This window comes from Ramlibacter sp. MMS24-I3-19 (assembly GCF_050320135.1).
GTDB lineage: Bacteria > Pseudomonadota > Gammaproteobacteria > Burkholderiales > Burkholderiaceae_C > Ramlibacter.
In genome coordinates this window covers 2,044,509-2,062,165 of record NZ_CP190017.1, presented here as the reverse complement: position 1 = coordinate 2,062,165, position 17,657 = coordinate 2,044,509, and the positions used below count along the sequence as shown (strand labels likewise).

The following is a 17,657-nucleotide window of genomic DNA, read 5'->3' as shown; positions in this document are numbered from 1 at the left end:
GCGGCTCAGTGCGCGCCGCCGGCGCGCAGCTGCGCGGCGACTTCGGTGCCCAGCGCCGAGGCCTCCTCCAGGCTTCCGACCGTGCCGCTCGCCTGCGCCCGCACCAGCGGCGTCGCGCGCTCCGGGTCGCCCCACGCGCCATCCAGGCGCAGCACCTCGCCCTGCACCGTGGCGTGCGCCGCCAGTGGCATGGAGCAGCTGCCGCCCAGCGCGCGGCTCACCGCCCGTTCGGCCGCGACGGCCAGCCACGTGGCGTGGTGCGCCAGTGGCGCCAGTGCCTGCAACAGGTCGTCGCGGTCGGTGCGCACCTCGATGCCGAGGGCGCCCTGCCCCGCGGCGGGCAGCATCCGCGTGGGTTCGAACACCTGCCGGATGCGCTGCGCCAGCCCCAGGCGCTTGAGGCCGGCGGCGGCCAGCACGATGGCGTCGTAGTGACCCTCGTCGAGCTTGCGCAGCCGCGTGTCCAGGTTGCCGCGCAGCGGCTCGATGCGCAGGTCCGGACGCAAGGCGCGCAGCAGCACGACACGACGGAGGCTCGACGTGCCCACGATCGCCCCTTGGGGCAGCTCGTCGATCGACGCGTACTTCGGCGACACGAGCGCATCGCGCGGGTCTTCGCGCTCCATCACGCACGCAAGGCTGAACCCATCGGGCAGGTCCATCGGCACGTCCTTGAGCGAATGCACCGCCAGGTCGGCCCGGCCCTCCTCGAGCGCGATCTCGAGTTCCTTCACGAACAAGCCCTTGCCGCCCACCTTGCTGAGGCTGCGATCGAGGATCTGGTCGCCGCGGGTGGTCATGCCGAGCAGGCTGACCTGGTGGCCCTGGGCCGTGAGCAACGCCTGCACGTGCTCGGCCTGCCAGAGAGCGAGGCGGCTCTCGCGGGTGGCGATGATGATCTTGCTCACGCTGTCGACCTGCATGGAAATCGTGGAGCCGATGCTAGCATCCGCACTGCCTAAGAATTAAGCAGCGAGAGAGTTCATGCCATCCCCCACGCCGGGCACCCCGGCCCGGCGCGCGCGCGACAACGAACGGCCCCTGGTCGAAGACATCCGCCTGCTGGGCCGCATCCTCGGCGACGTGATCCGGGAGCAGGAAGGGGTGGCGGCCTTCGACCTCGTCGAGCGCGTCCGCAAGCTGTCCGTCGCCTTCCGCCGCGATGCCGACCAGGAGGCCGACCGCGCGCTCAAGTCGCTGCTCAAGACGCTCAGCGGCGACCAGGCGGTGAGCGTGATCCGTGCGTTCACCTACTTCAGCCACCTGGCCAACCTGGCGGAGGACCGGCACCACATCCGCCGCCGGGAAGTGCACGAGCGCGCAGGCGACACGCAGGAAGGCACGATCGAGGTGGCGCTGGCGCGGCTGCGCTGGGCCGGCATCACGCCTCGCGCCATCGCCCAGACGCTGGCCCACAGCTACGTGTCGCCCGTGCTCACGGCGCACCCGACGGAAGTGCAGCGCAAGTCCATCCTCGACGCCGAACGCGAGATTGCGCAATTGCTTGCCGAGCGCGACGAGATCAAGGCGCGCGCGCTGCCCAAGGACGCACTCGCGCCGCGCGAACTGGCCGACAACGAGGCGCAGGTCCGCGCGCGGGTGATGCAGCTGTGGCAGACGCGACTGCTGCGCTTTTCGAGGCTGACCGTTGCCGACGAGATCGAGAACGCGCTGTCGTACTACGACGCCACCTTCCTGCGCGAGATCCCGCGTCTCTATGCCGGCCTCGAGCGCGAACTCGGCACCCAGCCGGTGGCGTCCTTCCTGCGCATGGGCATGTGGATCGGCGGCGACCGCGACGGCAATCCGAACGTCGATGCCCGCACGCTGGAGCAGGCCCTGCGCCGCCAGTGCGAGGTCGCGCTGCGCCACTACCTCACCGAGGTGCACTTCCTCGGCCGCGAGCTGTCGGTGTCGGCGATGCTCGTCGACGTCACGGCCGAGATGCGGGACCTGGCCGAGCGCTCGCCCGACCACAACGAGCACCGCGAGGACGAGCCGTACCGCCGGGCGCTCGCCTGGATGTACGCGCGCCTGGCGGCCACGCTGAAGGAGCTCACGGGCGGCGACGCCGCGCGCCACGTCCTGCCGCCGCAGGATCCCTACGCGTCCGCCGCCGAGTTCCACGCCGACCTCGCCACCGTGCGCGACTCGCTGCTGGCCGGCCACTCCGGCGCGCTGGTGAAGCACCGGTTGCAGCCACTGCTGCGTGCGGTCGAAGTGTTCGGGTTTCACCTCGCGACGATGGACCTGCGGCAGACGTCCGATCAGCACGAGGCGGTCGTGGCGGAACTGCTGGCCACGGCCCGCGTCGAGCCCGATTACGCGGCGTTGCCGGAGGAGCGTCGGCGCGAGCTGCTGTTGCGGCTGCTGGGCGACGCACGACCGCTGCGCGTGATCGGCCATCCGTACTCGGACCACGCGCAACGCGAGCTCGCCGTCTTCGAGGCCGCGCTGCGCATGCGGCGCCTGTTCGGGCCCGAGGCGATCCGCCACTACATCATCAGCCACACCGAGGCGGTGAGCGACCTGCTGGAGGTCCTGCTGCTGCAGAAGGAAGTCGGGTTGATGACGGGAACGCTCGACGACCATGGGAAAGCAGACCTGATCGTGGTGCCCCTGTTCGAAACGATCGAGGACCTGCGCAACGCGGCGCCCATCATGCGCGGGTTCTATGCCCTGCCCGGCATCGCGCGCCTGGTGCAGCGCTCCGGCGGCGAGCAGGACGTGATGCTCGGCTACAGCGACAGCAACAAGGACGGCGGCATCTTCACCAGCAACTGGGAGCTGTACCGCGCCGGCAGCGCGCTGGTGGAACTGTTCGACGAACTGCACGCTTCGCATCGCATCCGCCTGCGCATGTTCCATGGCCGTGGTGGCACCGTGGGGCGCGGCGGCGGCCCGAGCTACCAGGCGATCCTCGCGCAGCCGCCGGGCACCGTGCGAGGGCAGATCCGCCTGACGGAACAGGGCGAGGTGATCGGTTCCAAGTACGCCAACCCGGAGATCGGCCGCCGCAACCTGGAGACGCTGGTGGCCGCCACGCTGGAGGCGACGCTGCTGCAACCGACGAAGGCGGCGCCGCGCGCGTTCCTCGATGCGGCCGAGGCACTGTCGCAGGCCAGCATGCGGGCGTACCGCTCCCTCGTGTACGAGACGCCGGGCTTCACCGACTACTTCTTCGGCGCCACGCCGATCCGTGAGATCGCCGAACTGAACATCGGCTCGCGCCCGGCATCACGCAAGTCCAGCCAGCGCATCGAGGACCTGCGCGCCATCCCCTGGAGCTTCAGCTGGGGTCAGTGCCGCGCCACGCTCAATGGCTGGTACGGCTTCGGCTCCGCGGTGCGGGCGTTCCTCGACGATCCTGCGCGTCCGCGCGCCGAGTCGCTCGCGCTCCTGCAGAAGATGCACCGGCAATGGCCGTTCTTCCGCGCGCTGCTGTCCAACATGGACATGGTGCTGGCCAAGTGCGACCTCGCGCTGGCCTCGCGCTATGCGGGCCTCGTGGCGGATGCACGACTGCGCAAGCGCATCTCGGGCGCCATCGAGGCGGAGTGGCAGCGCACGGTGGACGCGCTGCAGCAGATCACGGGGGAGCGCCAGCGCCTCGCCAGCAACCCGGCGCTGCAGCGGTCGATCCGCTACCGGTTTCCGTACATCGACCCCCTGCACCACCTGCAGGTGGAGCTGGTGCGGCGCTACCGCGGCGGCGACGCCGACGAAGGCGTGCACCGGGGCATCCACATGACCATCAACGGCATCGCCGCGGGACTGCGCAACACCGGGTGAGCACGCTGCTCCGGTCGCTAGGTGCCGAGCAGCTCGCCCACGGGCTTCAGGTGGTCGACGCGATCGCAGACTGCCTTGATGACCATCATGATGGGGATGCCCAGCAGCAGCCCCCAGACGCCCCACAGCCAGCCCCAGAACAACACGCCGATGAACACGGAGACCGCGTTCATCCGGCTGGCCTTGCTGGTGAGCCATGGCACCAGCAGGTTGCCCTTGATCGTGTTGATGGCGATGCAGATGCCACCTACCAGCAGCGCATCCTCCACCTCGCCGGACTGCACGAACACCACCAGCACGGCGGCCACCGTGAACAGCGCCGAGCCGACGTAGGGCACCAGGTTCAGGACGCCCGCCACGACGCCCCAGACCGCGGCGTGCTTGATCCCGAGCCAGGTGAATACGCCGGTGATGAGCAATCCCTCGCCCAGGCTGACCAGCAGGTTGACCAGCATGTAGCGCTGGATCTGCACGTTGATCTCGTCGAGCGCCTGCACCGTGAGTTTCTTCTCGGACAGCCCAGGACCGGTGATCTTGACCAGCTTGCGGCGGAACGTGTCGCCGGAGACGAGCAGGAAGAAGCTGAGGAACGTCACGACCGTGATCTGCCCGATCAGGCTCACCAGTCCCACGGTGCCCGTCCACAGGTGGTCGCGCAGGTCGAACGGGGGGCGCTCGACGATCACCCGCTGCACCCCGCTGGGGGGCGCCGTCTTCTTCGCCGCCTGCGCCGTCTTCTCCAGTTCCGTGGCGGCCTTCTGCACCGTGTCCAGCGCCGAGCGCTTGCCGAAGCGCTCCTGCACGGCGGTGCGTAACCGCTGCGCCGCCGATGGCAGCGAGTTGATCAGGTCGTTGGCGTCGTCGGCCATCGAATAGATGGTGGCGCCGCTGCCGGCCAGGATCGCGAGAATCAGGACACCGGCGGTGACCGCCCGCGGGATGCGCACCCGGGCCAGCGCCTCGACGATCGGCGACAGCGCGTAGTAGAAGACGAAGCCGAGCATCAGCGGGATGAAGAACGCGCTGGCCCACTTCAGGATGGCCAGGATGGCCAGCGTGGACAGCACGATCAGGCCGACGCTGCGCGGGTCGGAATCGGCGTGCAGCACCACCTGCGGTGGCGCCTGCGGATCGATCGTGTCCGGCGGTGGTACTTCCCGGAGAACCCGCTGGACCTGCTGCTCTTCGTTCATGGGGCCTTCAATTCGTCCGTCCGAGCCCCCAAAGCGCCGCGGCTACCGCGTGAGCGCCTCCCGTACCGCGGTCAGCTGGCGCCGCGACACCATCAGCAGCTCGTCGATGCCGTTGAGCCGCACCGCCCAGCCTTCGCCCTCTTCGGGGTCGTCGTGCTTCTCGAGGGCACGCACCGCGCGCCGGGCGACCAGCGCATTGCGGTGGACGCGCAGGAAGTGCGCGGCGTGGCGCTCCTCGAGGTCGCTGAGCGATGCGTCAAGGATATAGCTTCTGGATGCGGTACGGACCGTGATGTACTTCAATTCGGCCTTGAAATAGAGAACCTCCGACAGCGGGACGCGTTCCGTTCTGCCACGGTCCTGGATCACCAGCATCTCGGGCTGCGGCTGCCCCGTTCCCGGCGTGTCGTGAGCACCCGCTCGACCTTCTGCAGCGCGACCTGCAGCCGGTCCAGCCGCACGGGCTTGGTGAGATAGTCAACCGCCTCCAGGTCGAACGCCGCCACCGCGTGCTCCGCATGGGCGGTGACGAACACCACCGCGGGCTCGCGCGCCATGCCGCGCAGGGCCTGGGCCAGGGCCAGCCCATCGGCACCGGGCATGTGAACGTCCAGCATCACTGCGTCCGCCACGCCGCGGCGCAACTGCTCCATCGCCTCGATGGCGTTGGAAGCCTCCCCGGTGACCACGACGCGCGGCGACTGGCAGTCGCCCAGCAGCGTGCGCATGCGCGCGCGCGCGAGCGGTTCGTCGTCGACCACCAGGACCTGCAGGCTCTCCATCATGTCCAGACCTCCTGCGCGCAGGGCGCCTCCGTTGCCGTTGCACCGCCGGCCTCAGGCCGGCACCTCCATCCTCACCTGGTAGATCCCGTCCTTCAGGGCCGTGCGGAACTGCGCCTGAACGTCGTGCAGCAGCCGCAGCCGCTCGCGCACGTTGCCCTGGGCAATGCCATGGCCGGGCGAGCCCTGGCCGGCCGGGACGGTGTTCGTCACCTTGATCACCACGATGCCGTTGCGCCGCTGCGTGGTCACCTTGACCTGGGCGCCTGTGGCGCTGGGCTCCACGCCGTGCTTGACGGCGTTCTCGACCAGCGGCTGCAGCAGCAGCGGCGGCACCTTGGCCTTGTCCGCCTGCGGATCGATCGACCATTCCACCTGCAGCCGGTCGCCGAAGCGCACCTGCTCGATCTCGAGGTAGGCGCGCGCGATGGCGACCTCCTTCTCCAGCGTGACGGCCTCGCCCTGGTCGGCCAGCGCGTGGCGGAACAGGTCGCTCAGGTCCTCGAGCACCAGTTCGGCCCGCGCCGGGTCTTCGCGCACCAGCGCGATGGCGCTGTTCAACGTGTTGAAGAGGAAATGCGGCCGGATGCGCGCCTGCAGCTCCGAGAGCCGCGCCGCGGTCTCCGCCGGCATGCGGCCCTTGGCGCGCAGCACCAGCGCCGCCACCAGCGCGGCGGCGAGCAGAGCGCCGGCGCAGGCGGACGCGAACCACGGCACCGTCGCGCCCGGAACCACCAGGGCCCGCAGGCCTCCGCCGGCCAGGCCGGCCAGCGCGCCGAGCAGGATGCCGGCCACATGCTGCAGGCCGGGACGCAGCAGCGACAGGTAGCCCTTGCAGGCGCACGCCGCCAGCAGCCACAGGACGGTGGCCGGCAGGGCCACGGCGCTGGCCAGGGCGGCCTGCAGCAGCCATTCATGCCAGCCGTTCGCCGCGAACATCGCGCCGACGACCACCACGGCCTCCACCCACAGCACGGCCCGCAGCACCACGCCCACATGGCAGGCATCGAACACGGGACGCGGCATGGCGCGCGGCCGCGCCCGGGACGCCCGGGCATCCGGAGTAAGCTCCGTGAAGGCCGATAAAATGTGGGAGTCGTCCATGGGTTGATCCGCGCAACCCGATTATTGGTGAGTTCCCCTCCCGCGCCACGCCGGGATAACCTTCCCGGGCCTTCGCCGGGTCCCCTATGTCGCAACTCGAACACAAGTCCCAGGCATGGTCGGCTCTTTTCACGGAGCCGATGAGCGACCTGGTCAAGCGTTACACGGCCAGCGTCGATTTCGACAAGCGCCTCTGGCGCGCCGACATCCAGGGTTCGCTGGCCCATGCCGGCATGCTGGCCGCCCAGGGAATCATCCCGGCCCAGGACCTGGCGGCCATCCAGCGCGGGATGGCCCAGATCGCGCAGGAAATCGAGTCCGGCGGCTTCGACTGGAAGCTCGATCTGGAGGACGTGCACCTGAACATCGAGGCGCGCCTCACGCAGCTGGTGGGCGACGCCGGCAAGCGCCTGCACACCGGCCGCAGCCGCAACGACCAGGTCGCCACCGACGTGCGCCTGTGGCTGCGCGGCGAGATCGACCTGATCGCAGCCCTCCTCTCGGACCTGCAGCGCGCGCTGCTGGACCTGGCCGAGCGCAACCTCGACGCCATCCTCCCCGGCTTCACCCACCTGCAGGTGGCACAGCCCGTGAGCTTCGGCCACCACATGCTGGCCTACGTGGAGATGTTCGCGCGCGACGCCGAACGCATGGCCGACGTGCGCCGGCGCGTGAACCGGCTGCCGCTGGGCGCCGCCGCGCTGGCCGGCACCAGCTATCCGCTGGACCGGCAGGCGGTGGCGAAGGCGCTGGAGATGGAAGGCCTGTGCGAGAACTCGCTGGACGCCGTGAGCGACCGCGACTTCGCGATCGAGTTCAGCGCCGCCGCAACGCTGGCCATGGTGCACATCAGCCGCCTCTCGGAGGAACTGGTGCTCTGGAGCAGCCAGACCTTCGGCTTCATCCGCATCGCCGACCGCTTCACCACCGGCTCGTCGATCATGCCGCAGAAGAAGAACCCGGACGTGCCGGAACTCGCGCGCGGCAAGACCGGCCGCGTGGTCGGCCACCTGGTGGGCCTGGTGACGCTGATGAAGGGCCAGCCCCTCGCGTACAACAAGGACAACCAGGAAGACAAGGAGCCGCTGTTCGACACCGTCGACACGCTCAAGGACACGCTGCGCATCTTCGCGGAGATGATGGCCGGCATCACCGTCAACCGCGACGCGATGGAAGCGGCGGCGCGCAAGGGCTTCGCCACCGCCACCGACCTGGCCGACTACCTGGTGAAGAAGGGCCTGCCGTTCCGCGACGCGCACGAGATCGTGGCGCACGCCGTCAAGTCGGCGCAGCAGCAGGGCTGCGACCTGTCCGAGCTGCCGCTGCCCGCCCTGCAGCAGTTCCACGCCGCGATCGGCCAGGACGTCTACGACGTGCTGTCGCTACGCGGCTCGGTGGAGGCACGCAGGGTCGTCGGCGGCACCGCCACAGAGCAGGTGCGCCGCGCCATCGCCGCGCGCCGCGCGTCCCTGCCCGCCCGCTAGGCCTGCGGTCCGCGGCGCCGCTCCTCCACCTGGAGGAGGGCGGCCTCGCCCACCCCGCAGGCTGGCGATTCCTGCACTGGATTCGCTGCCGTTCGCGGCCTACCCTGCGGCGTGCATCACAGCCGGCAGGAGGTTCCATGTCCATCCCCGTGGCTTACGACGACTGCCTCGACCGCGGTCTCGCCGCCAGCGTCGAGCAGCGCACGGCGCTGGCGCTGTCCCACTTCGCGCAGGCCAGCGCGCTCGCGCCGGCATCGGGCGTGCCACACCTGCTGATGGGGGCCGAGCATGCGTGCCGCGGCGATCTCGTGCTCGCCGAGGACGCCTATGCGGTGGCCCTGCGCCTGGCGCCCGAATTGCACCTGGCGCGCTACCAGCTGGGCCTGCTGCAGTTCGGCGCCCGGCGCACGGCCGCGGCCCTCGCCACCTGGCAGCCGCTCTTCGCGCTGTGCGCCAGCCAGCCGCTCGGCCATTTCGCGCGCGGGTTCGCCGCGCTGGTGGAAGACGACCACGAGGTCGCGCTCAGGCACTTCCGCCGGGGCTTGGCGCTCAGCCGCGACGACGTCGCCGCAGCGCTGGGCGTGGGCACGGTCGTCGAAGCCCTCGAGAGCCGCCTCGGCGATGCCTCGCTGCCGGCCGGGCTCCCCGGCCGCTCCGGCCCGGGTGGCACCCGGTTGCAGTGACGTAGCCCGGCGCGGAATACGCACGCCGGACCGCTCGTTCATCCCACACGCAGGCTTGCGCAGCCCACGCCGGATCTCCCGTGCGTGCGGCGCGCGCACGCCGGTCCGGTGCGCGATGACGGGGGCGCGCCGGGCTGCGACGGTGCTGCGCTGGCCACCCGCCCGATGGAGCATTGGCATGCAACACGAAGGCAGCAGGGGAATGCAGGTGCCGGCCTTGATCGCCACCTTGTGGCTGGCGGCGTGCGGAGGGGGAGGCGGCGGCGAACCGGTGGCTGCGACACCCGCCGCCGCACCCGTGGCGACCGCCCCGGCCCCCGTCGCCACCGCACCGGCCGCGGCAGGCCCGGCCGCAACGGCTGCAGCACCGGCACCAGCGCCGGTGACGATGGGCTCGGGACAGATCTACTGAGGCCGGGCTATCCGCGCACGCGCAGGCCGCTGAAGATCGCGGCCGCGGCAGCGAAGCCCGCGCCCAGCGACAGCGCGGCCAGCGCGCCGCGGCCGTGTCCGGCGCCCGCGAAGGCGAACACGGTCGCGATGCACACCGCGCCCAGCGACTGGCCCGTGAGGCGCGCGGTCCCCAGCATCCCGCTGGCGGCACCGGCGCGGTTGCCCGGTGCGCTGGTGATGATGGTGTGGTTGTTCGGCGACTGGAACAGGCCGAAGCCCAGGCCGCACACCACGAGCCGCCACCACAGCACCGGCGCCTCGGGATGCATGGCCGCTTCGGCCAGCAGCGCCAGGCCGGCCGCGAGGACGCCGAGGCCGATGGCACCGAGCAGCCCGCCCGGGTAGCGCCCGATCAGGCGTCCGGCCACCGGAGCCGCCACGATCACCGCGGCCGGCCAGCATCCCATCAGCAGGCCGCCCTGCCCCGCGCTGAGCCGCCATGCATCCAGCAGCAGGAACGGCAGCGCGATGTACGCCAGCGTCTGGGCGCAGAACGCGCAGACCGAGGTCGCCATCGACAGCCGGAAGATGCGGATCCGCAGCAGGTCCAGCGGCAGCAGCGGTTGCGCCTGCAGCAACTGGCGGCGCACGTGCACCGCTCCGATCACGATCGCACCGCCGATCAGGCCGGCGCCGGTGAGCAGCGATCCGCCGTCCGCATGGCCCGCGCGCACGCCGAGCGTGTCGGCGCCCAGGAACAGCAGCGCGAACATCGCGCCATTGAGCACCACGTCGAGCGGGGACAGGCGACCTGCGGGCGCGCGCGAGGCCACGTTGCGCGGCAAGGCGCGCCAGCCGACGCCGAGCAGCAGCAGCCCGAGCGGGACGTTGATCGCGAAGAGCCACGGCCAGCCCGCCACCGACAGCACCGCGGCCGCGACCGCCGGGCCGGCGACCGACGCAGTGGCGACGACCATCGAATTGATCGCGATGCCGCGCCCCAGCTGCTCACTGGGATACGTCAGCCGCACGAGGGCGGCGTTCACCGACATGATCCCGGCCGCGCCGGCACCCTGCACCGCGCGCGCAATCGCCAGTGCGGGCAGGGATGTGGCGAGGCTGCACAGCAGCGAGGCGAGCGTGAACACGACGACGCCGGCAAGGTACACGCGCCGGTAGCCCACGCGGTCGCCCAGGTTGGCCAGCGGCAGCAGCAGGGCGAGGGTGGCGAGCTGGTAGGCGTTGACCACCCACACGGCGTATGCCGCGGTCGACTGCAGGTCGCGCACGACGGCCGGCAGCGCGAGATTGACCACGGTGCCGTCGAGGACCGAGACGGCGATGCCCAGGATGATGACCGCCATCGCCTCGTAGCGCTGCGGCACGGGCAGGCCGGGATGACGGAGGTCGGCGGTGGAGTTCAGGGCGCGGCAGTCGGGAACGGGCGGCGATTTGACCACGGCGTGCGCGCACGCGGGCTGGCGCCAGGCTGACATGGGCTTGCCGGCACCATGCGCCGGCACGGCAAGGATTTCACAGTCGGCGCAGTGTTGTGGCGCGGCGCTTACACCCGGCTGCGCGCTTTGCGGCCGGGACACCCGCGCAGCGCCAGTTCGGGGCACCATGGACGCCGAGGATCCCCACCATGCGTCCCTTTCACTGGCTCTCCCTGCTCGCAGCCACCGTGCTCACCACGGGCTGCGCGGTCTATCCGGCCGCCCCGGTAGCCGGCCCGCCGCCGGGCGTGGTCTACGACTCGTCGGCGCCGGTCGCGGTTGCACCTGCGCCCTACCCGTACTACGCGACGCCCTATCCGTATCCCTACGCGTATGCGCCGGGTTGGTACGGCCCGCCGGTGTTCTTCAGCGGCAGCCTCGTCTACCGCAGCGGCCCGGGCTGGCACCATGGCTTCCGCGGCGGCGCGCCGTCGCGGCCCAACGGCCTGCGGCTGCTGCCGCGCTCGGTGCCGCACCGCTGACGCTTCAGTTCCAGTCGCCTCCACCGACGTCGCCGGAGTCCATCCCGCCACCGCTGTCCCAGGACCCGGCGTCGTTGACCCCGAAGTCCTGGCCGCCCATGTCGGCGTTGTCCATGGCCCCGGCATCGCCGGTCCACGCACTCCCGGTGCTTGACGCATCCGGCATCACCTGCGAGCCGTCCGGGTGGAACATGCGGCGACCGATCTCGCTGGCCGCCACCGCACCCGCGCCGACGGCGAGCCCCGTCGCCAGGCCGCGCCCGATGCCCGAACCCATGCCCTGCTGCGGATAACCGCCGTACGGGCCGTACCCGGGTCCATACCCTGGCGGCTGCATGCCCGGTCCGTAGCCGGCATTCGTCATCGGCCCCTGCGCAGGACCGCTGCCCATGGGCCCACTTCCATAACCCGACGCGAGCGGGCGATTGCGCCGGCGCATCAGCGCCACCAGGCCAACGAGGATCGCGGCTCCGAGCGCCAGTGTGCCCCAGGGCAATCCCCTTGCAGCCGCGGGCTGCGGCGCGTCGGGCCGTGCCGAGGCGCCCATCTGCCGCGTGACGTCCTGGCTCGGCGCGCTGCCCAGGTGTTCGACCTGCGTGCGCAGCGCCTGCGCCGCGCCTGGCTTGGCGAACGGCAATCCTGGAGCCAGGCGCTCGGCCGTGGCCAATTCCTGCCGTGCGGCGGCCGCATCGTGCTGGCGTGCGGAGAGTTCGGCCTTGACGTAGTGCGCCTTGGCGCTGTCGGGATGCGTGCGCAGCACCTGGTCGATCATCCCCTGCGCCTTCGGCAGCTGGCCCGCATTGGCGGCCTGGTAGATCTGGTCGAGGGTAGGTTCGGCCTGTGCCCACACGAGGTTGGGCAGCGCGAACAGCAGGGCCAGCGAGATGGCCCACGCGATCCAATGCCTGGTCTTCATGGCGCTCTCCGGTGAGATGACGGCGGGTTGAGGATGCGCCGCATCGCGCCACCGAAGCGGTGGGATTGGGCCGGCGCATCGGGTAGGACCACGCGCGCGGCGCCGGCGACCGCCCCTGGCTCGGCCATTGCTCGCTAAGCTCGCGAGATCGCCTGCAGGAGGTCCCGCATGAGCCAGTCCCCCACCCGCGTCGAGGCGGGCAAGATCATCCGACGCAACGTGGAGCGCATTCGCGGCATGGAGCGCTGGTCCAAGCGCCAGCGCACCTTCGCCGACCGGGTCGCCGAGAGCGTGGCGCGCTTCTGCGGCCAGATGTCGTTCGTGTGGATCCATGCCGCGCTGTTCGCCGCCTGGATCGGCTGGAACACGCTGGGTCCGAAGCGGTTCGATCCCTACCCGTTCACCTTCCTCACGTTGTGCGTGTCGCTGGAGGCGATCTTCCTGTCCGCGTTCATCCTGATCGCGCAGAACTACGAGATGCGGCTCACCGAGCGGCGCACGCAGCTGGACCTGCAGATCAACCTGCTGTCCGAGCAGGAGAACACCAAGATGCTGGTGCTGCTGCAGGCCATCGCCCGCAAGATGGGCGCGCTGGAGGAGGACGATCCCGAGATCGCCGCGCTGGCCGAAGCCGTGCGGCCCGAGACCATCAGCCAGGAGATCGAGGCCGCCTACGGCGGCCGCTAGCGCCGTCCACCGACGTCAGATGCCGCCGTACCAGGCGTAGCCCTGGTCCTCCCAGTAGCCGCCGCGCCCCTGGTCCAGGTGGCCGAGGCCCGCGACCAGCTCGATGCGGTGCACGTACTTGGGCTGCTTGTAGCCCAGCTGCCGCTCGACGCGCACGCGCAGCGGCGCGCCGTTCTCCACCGGCAGCGGTCGTCCGTTGAGTTCCAGGGCGAGCAGCGTCTGCTCGTGGTACGCATCGTCGAGATCGATGCTCTCGTAGTACAGGCTGCGGTCGTCGCCCTCGTCCATGCGGTCCAGGCAGTGGAACACCACGAATCTCGCGTCGGGCGTGGGCCGCGCCAGCTGCAGCACGTGCGACAGGCGCGGGCCCTTCCACTGGCCGATGCAGCTCCAGCCCTCCACGCAATCGTGGCGCGTGACCTGGGTGCGCGCCGGCATCTCCCGCAGCTGCGCCAGAGTGAATTCCTGCGGCTGGGCGACCAGCCCGTCGACGCGAAGGCGCCAGTCCGCGAAGCCATTGCGCAGCAGGGCCGCATAGGTTTGGCCCGCAGGCACCGTGGTGCCGTTCGCGCGGAACACCGGCGCGATGTCGGCGGGCGCGAATTCCTGGGCCATTGCGCGGCGGCCGATCGTCCGGTGCACGCGGCGGTTCAGGGCCTCCGCCGTGCGCAGCACGTCCACCACGGTCTCGTTGTGGCTCAAGCCATCGCAGCCGGCGAGCGACCCGCCCGCGGCGGCCACCAGCGCGGCCCGCAGCAGCTTGCGGCGTTCGCGCCGCTGCTCGAAGAAAGGCTTGGCGGACGTCATTCAGGGACCCTCCAGTAGCCGGTCAGCATCGAGCGGATGTTGTTGCCCAGCCCAGTGACCACCACTTCGAACAGGTGCACCAGCACGAAGGCCACCAGCAGCAGCGCGCCGAGGAAATGCAGCGTGCGCGCCGACTGCCGGCCCCCGAGCCAGTCGACCCAGCCGGTGCCCACGCCATCGAGCAGCGGCGACATCGCCCAGCCGCACACCACGATCAGCGGCAGCACGATGAACACGAGACCGAGGTACGCGATGTTCTGCAGCACGTTGTAGCGGCGCGCCTCGTCGCCGTGCGGATGCCGCAGGCGCAGGTGGTCGACGATCGAGCGCCCGATGCCGCGCCATTCGCGACGCGTGGGCACGAGGTCGCCCCGCAGGTGGCCGCTGAAGATGGTCCACGCCAGGTAGCACAGTCCATTGAGGACGAAAAGCCAGGCGAAGAAGAAGTGCCAGAGGCGCCCCATCGCCAGCCATTGCGGGCCAGGGATCGTGGCCCACGATGGAAACGCGCGCGCCATCGTCGCCCCGTCGGGCCCGCGCGAGACGCCCAGCACGCCATCGGTGACGAACTCGTGGCCACCGATGCGCGTGACGCCCACGGCGCGGTTGCCCTCGCGACGCTGCCCGATCTCCAGCACCTGAGCACCCGGCCGCGAATCGTCGCCCCACGACAACGCGGGATGCGCGTTGAAGATCTGCAGTCCGCTCCCCAACAGCACCACGACGCAGACGACGTTGATCCAGTGCATCACGCGCACGGGCAGCCGGTGCCGGTACACCAGGCCGGAATCGGGGGTGGTGGCCATGCATCGCAGTCTTGCACCATCGCGTCGCCATTGCACGCGCGCAGGTAGACTCCAGCCCAGCCATGCGTATTCTCGGCATCGACCCCGGCCTGCAGACCACCGGCTTCGGCGTGGTCGACGTCGATGGCCCGGCGCTGGCCTACGTCGCCAGCGGCACCATCACCACCACCCACCTTGCCCGCGGCGACCTGCCCGCGCGGCTCAAGGTGCTGTTCGACGGCATCGCCGAAGTCCGCGAGCGGTATCGCCCGGATGCAGCCTCGGTGGAGATCGTGTTCGTCAACACCAATCCGCAATCGACCTTGCTGCTGGGCCAGGCACGCGGTGCCTGCGTCACCGCGCTGGTGGCCTGCGACCTGCCCGTGGCGGAATACACGGCGGTGCAGATGAAGCGCGCCATCGCGGGCCACGGGCAGGCAGCCAAGGCACAGGTCCAGGCGATGGTGCAGAGGCTGCTGAAGCTGCCCGGCGTGCCGGGCCCGGATGCCGCCGATGCCCTGGGCCTGGCGATCACGCACGCGCACGCGGGTGCTTCGATCGCACGGCTGGCGCAGGCCACGACGACCGCGCGCCGCACCAGCGGCATGTACCGCGCCGGTCGGACCTACTGAGCCGCTACCAGGCGCGTGCCGGCTGCAGGAAGCCGGCGGGTGCCTGGCGATCGTCCTCGAAGGTCGCCAACTCCCAGGCGTCCTCCTGGGCCAGCAGGGCACGCAGCAACTTGTTGTTCATCGCGTGGCCCGAGCGGAACGCCTCGTACGCGGCGAGCAGCGGCTTGCCCAGCAGGTACAGGTCGCCCATCGCGTCGAGGATCTTGTGCTTGACCAGTTCGTCGTCGTAGCGAAGGCCGTCCGAATTGAGCACGCGGTAATCGTCCATCACGACGGCGTTGTCGAGGCCGCCGCCCAGGCCGAGACCATTGGCCCGCATCATCTCCAGGTCCTTGGTGAAGCCGAAGGTGCGCGCGCGCGCGATATCGCGGCTGTAGTTGCCGCTGCCGAGGTCGAACTCGTAGCGCTGGCCCGTCGAGTCGACCACGCGGTGCGCGAAATCGATCTCGAAGCTGGCCTTGAAGCCGTTGTAGGGGGACAGGCGAGCCCACTTGAGGTTGTCGCCCTCCCCTTCGCGCACCTCCACCGGCCGCGTCACGCGGATGAAGCGGCGCGGCGCGTCCTGCAGTTCGATGCCCGCGCTCTGCAGCAGGAACACGAACGAGGACGACGAACCGTCGAGGATGGGAACTTCCTCGGCGGTGATGTCGATGTACAGGTTGTCGATGCCGAGGCCGGCGCACGCCGACAGCAGGTGCTCGACGGTGCGCACCTTGGCCGAGCCGTTGGAGATCGTCGAGGCTAGGCGCAGGTCGGTGGCCGACTCGGCCGAGACGACGATGTCCACCGGCTCCGGCAGGTCGACGCGACGGAACACGAGGCCGGTGTCCGGCTGGGCGGGCCGCAGCGTGAGCTCCACGCGGTGGCCGCTGTGCAGACCCACGCCGACGGCGCGGGTGAGCGACTTGAGGGTGCGTTGTCGGAGCATGCCCTCGATTTTAGGAGCCCGGCGATGGCGCCACGCGGCGAGGGACATGGCTCTTCCTATGCCTGTCATAGGCAGGAACCGGCCCATGGGACCGCGGGCAGGGAAAGTGGGGCCGCCACCTGGAGTGGCGGCCCCGAAGGGCGGACGTCCGCGTCCACCACGGTCAACGCTCGACCTGCCCCAGCGCCTCAGTCGGCCTGCTTGCGCAGGAAGGCGGGGATCTCGAAGTCGTCCATGCCGCCGGAGGACAGCGCGTCCACCTTGGCCGCGGCCTGCGTGCGGTTGGTGCGCCACACGCTGGGCACCGCCATGCCGCCGTAGTCGGGCTGCGAGCGCTGCATCTCCTGCGTGACGATGGCGCCCGGGCCGCCGACGGCCTGGCTCACGGTGGGCACGTTGAACGGCACGTTGTCCGTGCCGGTGCGCAGCACCTGCAGCGGGGGCGCCGTACGGCGCTGCTGGCCATGGCGCGACAGGCCCGTGGCCACCACCGTGACGCGCACGTGGTCGCCGAGGTCGTCGTCGTAGGCCGTGCCGTAGATGACGTGCGCATCCGGCGACGCGTAGGCACGGATGGTGTTCATCGCCAGCTTGGACTCGGACAGCTTGAGGCTGCCCTTGGCCGCGGTGATCAGCACCAGCACGCCCTTGGCGCCCGACAGGTCGATGCCTTCCAGCAGCGGGCAGGCCACGGCCTGCTCGGCGGCGATGCGCGCGCGGTCGGGGCCCGAGGCCACGGCCGTGCCCATCATCGCCTTGCCCGGCTCGCCCATCACCGTGCGCACGTCCTCGAAGTCCACGTTGACGTGGCCGGGCACGTTGATGATTTCCGCGATGCCGCCGACGGCGTTCTTCAGCACGTCGTTGGCGTGCGCGAAGGCCTCGTCCTGGGTGATGTCGTCGCCCAGCACCTCGAGCAGCTTCTCGTTCAGCACCACGATCAGCGAGTCGACGTTGGCCTCCAGCTCCGCCAGGCCCTGGTCGGCGTTGGTCATGCGGCGGCCACCTTCCCAGTCGAACGGCTTGGTCACCACGCCGACGGTGAGGATGCCCATCTCCTTGGCCACGCGCGCGATCACCGGCGCGGCGCCCGTGCCCGTGCCGCCGCCCATGCCGGCGGTGATGAACAGCATGTGCGCGCCCTGGATCGCCTCGCGGATGCTGTTGACGGCCGCCTCGGCCGCATCACGGCCCTTGTCGGGCTTGCTGCCGGCGCCCAGCCCGCTGTTGCCCAGCTGGATCACCTTGTGCGCTGCGCTGCGCGAGAGCGCCTGCGCGTCGGTGTTGGCGCAGATGAACTCCACGCCCTGCACCTCGCGCCCGATCATGTGCTCCACGGCATTGCCGCCACCACCACCGACACCGATCACCTTGATCTGCGTGCCCTGGTGGAACTCTTCGACTTCGATCATTTCGATGGACATCTTGAACTCCTGGATTCGATTGCAGTTGCCACTACGTTTGTTGTTGGATGCGGTGTTGAACGGTCACGA

The 17,657-nt window shown here is 70.5% G+C and carries 16 protein-coding genes and 1 pseudogene; 7 read left to right on the top strand and 10 right to left on the bottom strand.

The window, feature by feature from the left end:
- Window positions 1–5 precede the first annotated feature (5 nt).
- Complete coding sequence (gene hemC / locus ACPWT1_RS10310) at window positions 6–923, bottom strand: hydroxymethylbilane synthase (protein WP_427915273.1); 918 nt, start codon at window positions 921–923, stop codon at window positions 6–8.
- Between the two features lie 61 nt (window positions 924–984).
- On the opposite strand from hemC, the gene ppc reads away from it, so the two are divergent.
- Entirely contained in the window at window positions 985–3,792 is a 2,808-nt protein-coding gene (ppc, locus tag ACPWT1_RS10305) for a phosphoenolpyruvate carboxylase (protein WP_427915272.1), read from the top strand.
- A gap of 17 nt (window positions 3,793–3,809) precedes the next feature.
- Here the strand turns inward: ppc and ACPWT1_RS10300 are convergent, their stop codons facing one another.
- From ACPWT1_RS10300 to ACPWT1_RS10290, 3 genes and pseudogenes are all read right to left on the bottom strand, one after another.
- On the bottom strand, window positions 3,810–4,985 hold the full coding sequence (locus tag ACPWT1_RS10300; protein WP_427915271.1) for an AI-2E family transporter: 1,176 nt from the start codon (window positions 4,983–4,985) through the stop codon (window positions 3,810–3,812).
- Window positions 4,986–5,027: 42 nt separating this feature from the next.
- Window positions 5,028–5,767 (bottom strand): annotated as a pseudogene (locus tag ACPWT1_RS10295) (LytR/AlgR family response regulator transcription factor).
- A gap of 54 nt (window positions 5,768–5,821) precedes the next feature.
- Window positions 5,822–6,871: a sensor histidine kinase gene (locus ACPWT1_RS10290; RefSeq protein WP_427915270.1), complete on the bottom strand. Its 1,050-nt coding sequence runs from the start codon at window positions 6,869–6,871 to the stop codon at window positions 5,822–5,824.
- Between the two features lie 86 nt (window positions 6,872–6,957).
- On the opposite strand from ACPWT1_RS10290, the gene argH reads away from it, so the two are divergent.
- The 3 genes from argH to ACPWT1_RS10275 all read left to right on the top strand — a co-directional run bounded on the left by argH (window position 6,958) and on the right by ACPWT1_RS10275 (window position 9,450).
- Complete coding sequence (gene argH, locus ACPWT1_RS10285) at window positions 6,958–8,355, top strand: argininosuccinate lyase (RefSeq protein ID WP_427915269.1); 1,398 nt, start codon at window positions 6,958–6,960, stop codon at window positions 8,353–8,355.
- Between the two features lie 137 nt (window positions 8,356–8,492).
- Window positions 8,493–9,038 carry a hypothetical protein gene (locus ACPWT1_RS10280; protein WP_427915268.1) on the top strand — a complete coding sequence of 182 codons (546 nt, stop codon included), beginning with the start codon at window positions 8,493–8,495 and terminating at the stop codon, window positions 9,036–9,038.
- 178 nt (window positions 9,039–9,216) lie between these two features.
- Window positions 9,217–9,450, top strand: a complete 234-nt coding sequence (locus ACPWT1_RS10275; protein WP_427915267.1) for a hypothetical protein — start codon at window positions 9,217–9,219, stop codon at window positions 9,448–9,450.
- Between the two features lie 7 nt (window positions 9,451–9,457).
- On the opposite strand, the gene ACPWT1_RS10270 is transcribed toward ACPWT1_RS10275, so the two are convergent.
- A complete protein-coding gene (locus tag ACPWT1_RS10270; RefSeq protein WP_427915538.1) occupies window positions 9,458–10,795 on the bottom strand; it encodes an MFS transporter in 1,338 nt (445 codons plus the stop codon).
- Window positions 10,796–11,076: 281 nt separating this feature from the next.
- Between ACPWT1_RS10270 and ACPWT1_RS10265 the strand changes: the two genes are divergently transcribed.
- The gene (locus ACPWT1_RS10265; RefSeq protein ID WP_427915266.1) at window positions 11,077–11,409 is read left to right on the top strand and encodes a hypothetical protein; all 333 of its coding nucleotides are present in this window, start codon (window positions 11,077–11,079) and stop codon (window positions 11,407–11,409) included.
- A gap of 4 nt (window positions 11,410–11,413) precedes the next feature.
- On the opposite strand, the gene ACPWT1_RS10260 is transcribed toward ACPWT1_RS10265, so the two are convergent.
- Window positions 11,414–12,325 carry a tetratricopeptide repeat protein gene (locus tag ACPWT1_RS10260; RefSeq protein ID WP_427915265.1) on the bottom strand — a complete coding sequence of 304 codons (912 nt, stop codon included), beginning with the start codon at window positions 12,323–12,325 and terminating at the stop codon, window positions 11,414–11,416.
- A gap of 168 nt (window positions 12,326–12,493) precedes the next feature.
- On the opposite strand from ACPWT1_RS10260, the gene ACPWT1_RS10255 reads away from it, so the two are divergent.
- The gene (locus tag ACPWT1_RS10255; RefSeq protein WP_427915264.1) at window positions 12,494–13,012 is read left to right on the top strand and encodes a DUF1003 domain-containing protein; all 519 of its coding nucleotides are present in this window, start codon (window positions 12,494–12,496) and stop codon (window positions 13,010–13,012) included.
- Window positions 13,013–13,027: 15 nt separating this feature from the next.
- Here the strand turns inward: ACPWT1_RS10255 and ACPWT1_RS10250 are convergent, their stop codons facing one another.
- On the bottom strand, window positions 13,028–13,819 hold the full coding sequence (locus ACPWT1_RS10250; protein WP_427915263.1) for a molybdopterin-dependent oxidoreductase: 792 nt from the start codon (window positions 13,817–13,819) through the stop codon (window positions 13,028–13,030).
- The gene (locus ACPWT1_RS10245; RefSeq protein WP_427915262.1) at window positions 13,816–14,625 is read right to left on the bottom strand and encodes a cytochrome b/b6 domain-containing protein; all 810 of its coding nucleotides are present in this window, start codon (window positions 14,623–14,625) and stop codon (window positions 13,816–13,818) included. The genes ACPWT1_RS10250 and ACPWT1_RS10245 overlap by 4 nt, the downstream gene beginning before the upstream one ends.
- Window positions 14,626–14,687: 62 nt before the next feature.
- Here ACPWT1_RS10245 and ruvC point away from each other — a divergent pair, with 62 nt between their 5' ends.
- Entirely contained in the window at window positions 14,688–15,236 is a 549-nt protein-coding gene (gene ruvC / locus ACPWT1_RS10240; protein WP_427915261.1) for a crossover junction endodeoxyribonuclease RuvC, read from the top strand.
- Window positions 15,237–15,240: 4 nt separating this feature from the next.
- Here the strand turns inward: ruvC and lpxC are convergent, their stop codons facing one another.
- Both lpxC and ftsZ read right to left on the bottom strand, forming a co-directional pair.
- Window positions 15,241–16,164: a UDP-3-O-acyl-N-acetylglucosamine deacetylase gene (lpxC, locus tag ACPWT1_RS10235; RefSeq protein WP_427915260.1), complete on the bottom strand. Its 924-nt coding sequence runs from the start codon at window positions 16,162–16,164 to the stop codon at window positions 15,241–15,243.
- A gap of 188 nt (window positions 16,165–16,352) precedes the next feature.
- Window positions 16,353–17,588: a cell division protein FtsZ gene (gene ftsZ, locus ACPWT1_RS10230; RefSeq protein ID WP_427915259.1), complete on the bottom strand. Its 1,236-nt coding sequence runs from the start codon at window positions 17,586–17,588 to the stop codon at window positions 16,353–16,355.
- Window positions 17,589–17,657: the final 69 nt, after the last annotated feature.

Bases quoted from the DNA above. Each gene is read 5' to 3' on its own strand.
- hemC (WP_427915273.1), bottom strand. From the start codon at position 923: ATGCAGGTCGACAGCGTGAGCAAGATCATCATCGCCACCCGCGAGAGC.
- ppc (WP_427915272.1), top strand. From the start codon at position 985: ATGCCATCCCCCACGCCGGGCACCCCGGCCCGGCGCGCGCGCGACAAC.
- ACPWT1_RS10300 (WP_427915271.1), bottom strand. From the start codon at position 4,985: ATGAACGAAGAGCAGCAGGTCCAGCGGGTTCTCCGGGAAGTACCACCG.
- ACPWT1_RS10290 (WP_427915270.1), bottom strand. From the start codon at position 6,871: ATGGACGACTCCCACATTTTATCGGCCTTCACGGAGCTTACTCCGGAT.
- argH (WP_427915269.1), top strand. From the start codon at position 6,958: ATGTCGCAACTCGAACACAAGTCCCAGGCATGGTCGGCTCTTTTCACG.
- ACPWT1_RS10280 (WP_427915268.1), top strand. From the start codon at position 8,493: ATGTCCATCCCCGTGGCTTACGACGACTGCCTCGACCGCGGTCTCGCC.
- ACPWT1_RS10275 (WP_427915267.1), top strand. From the start codon at position 9,217: ATGCAACACGAAGGCAGCAGGGGAATGCAGGTGCCGGCCTTGATCGCC.
- ACPWT1_RS10270 (WP_427915538.1), bottom strand. From the start codon at position 10,795: ATGGCGGTCATCATCCTGGGCATCGCCGTCTCGGTCCTCGACGGCACC.
- ACPWT1_RS10265 (WP_427915266.1), top strand. From the start codon at position 11,077: ATGCGTCCCTTTCACTGGCTCTCCCTGCTCGCAGCCACCGTGCTCACC.
- ACPWT1_RS10260 (WP_427915265.1), bottom strand. From the start codon at position 12,325: ATGAAGACCAGGCATTGGATCGCGTGGGCCATCTCGCTGGCCCTGCTG.
- ACPWT1_RS10255 (WP_427915264.1), top strand. From the start codon at position 12,494: ATGAGCCAGTCCCCCACCCGCGTCGAGGCGGGCAAGATCATCCGACGC.
- ACPWT1_RS10250 (WP_427915263.1), bottom strand. From the start codon at position 13,819: ATGACGTCCGCCAAGCCTTTCTTCGAGCAGCGGCGCGAACGCCGCAAG.
- ACPWT1_RS10245 (WP_427915262.1), bottom strand. From the start codon at position 14,625: ATGGCCACCACCCCCGATTCCGGCCTGGTGTACCGGCACCGGCTGCCC.
- ruvC (WP_427915261.1), top strand. From the start codon at position 14,688: ATGCGTATTCTCGGCATCGACCCCGGCCTGCAGACCACCGGCTTCGGC.
- lpxC (WP_427915260.1), bottom strand. From the start codon at position 16,164: ATGCTCCGACAACGCACCCTCAAGTCGCTCACCCGCGCCGTCGGCGTG.
- ftsZ (WP_427915259.1), bottom strand. From the start codon at position 17,588: ATGTCCATCGAAATGATCGAAGTCGAAGAGTTCCACCAGGGCACGCAG.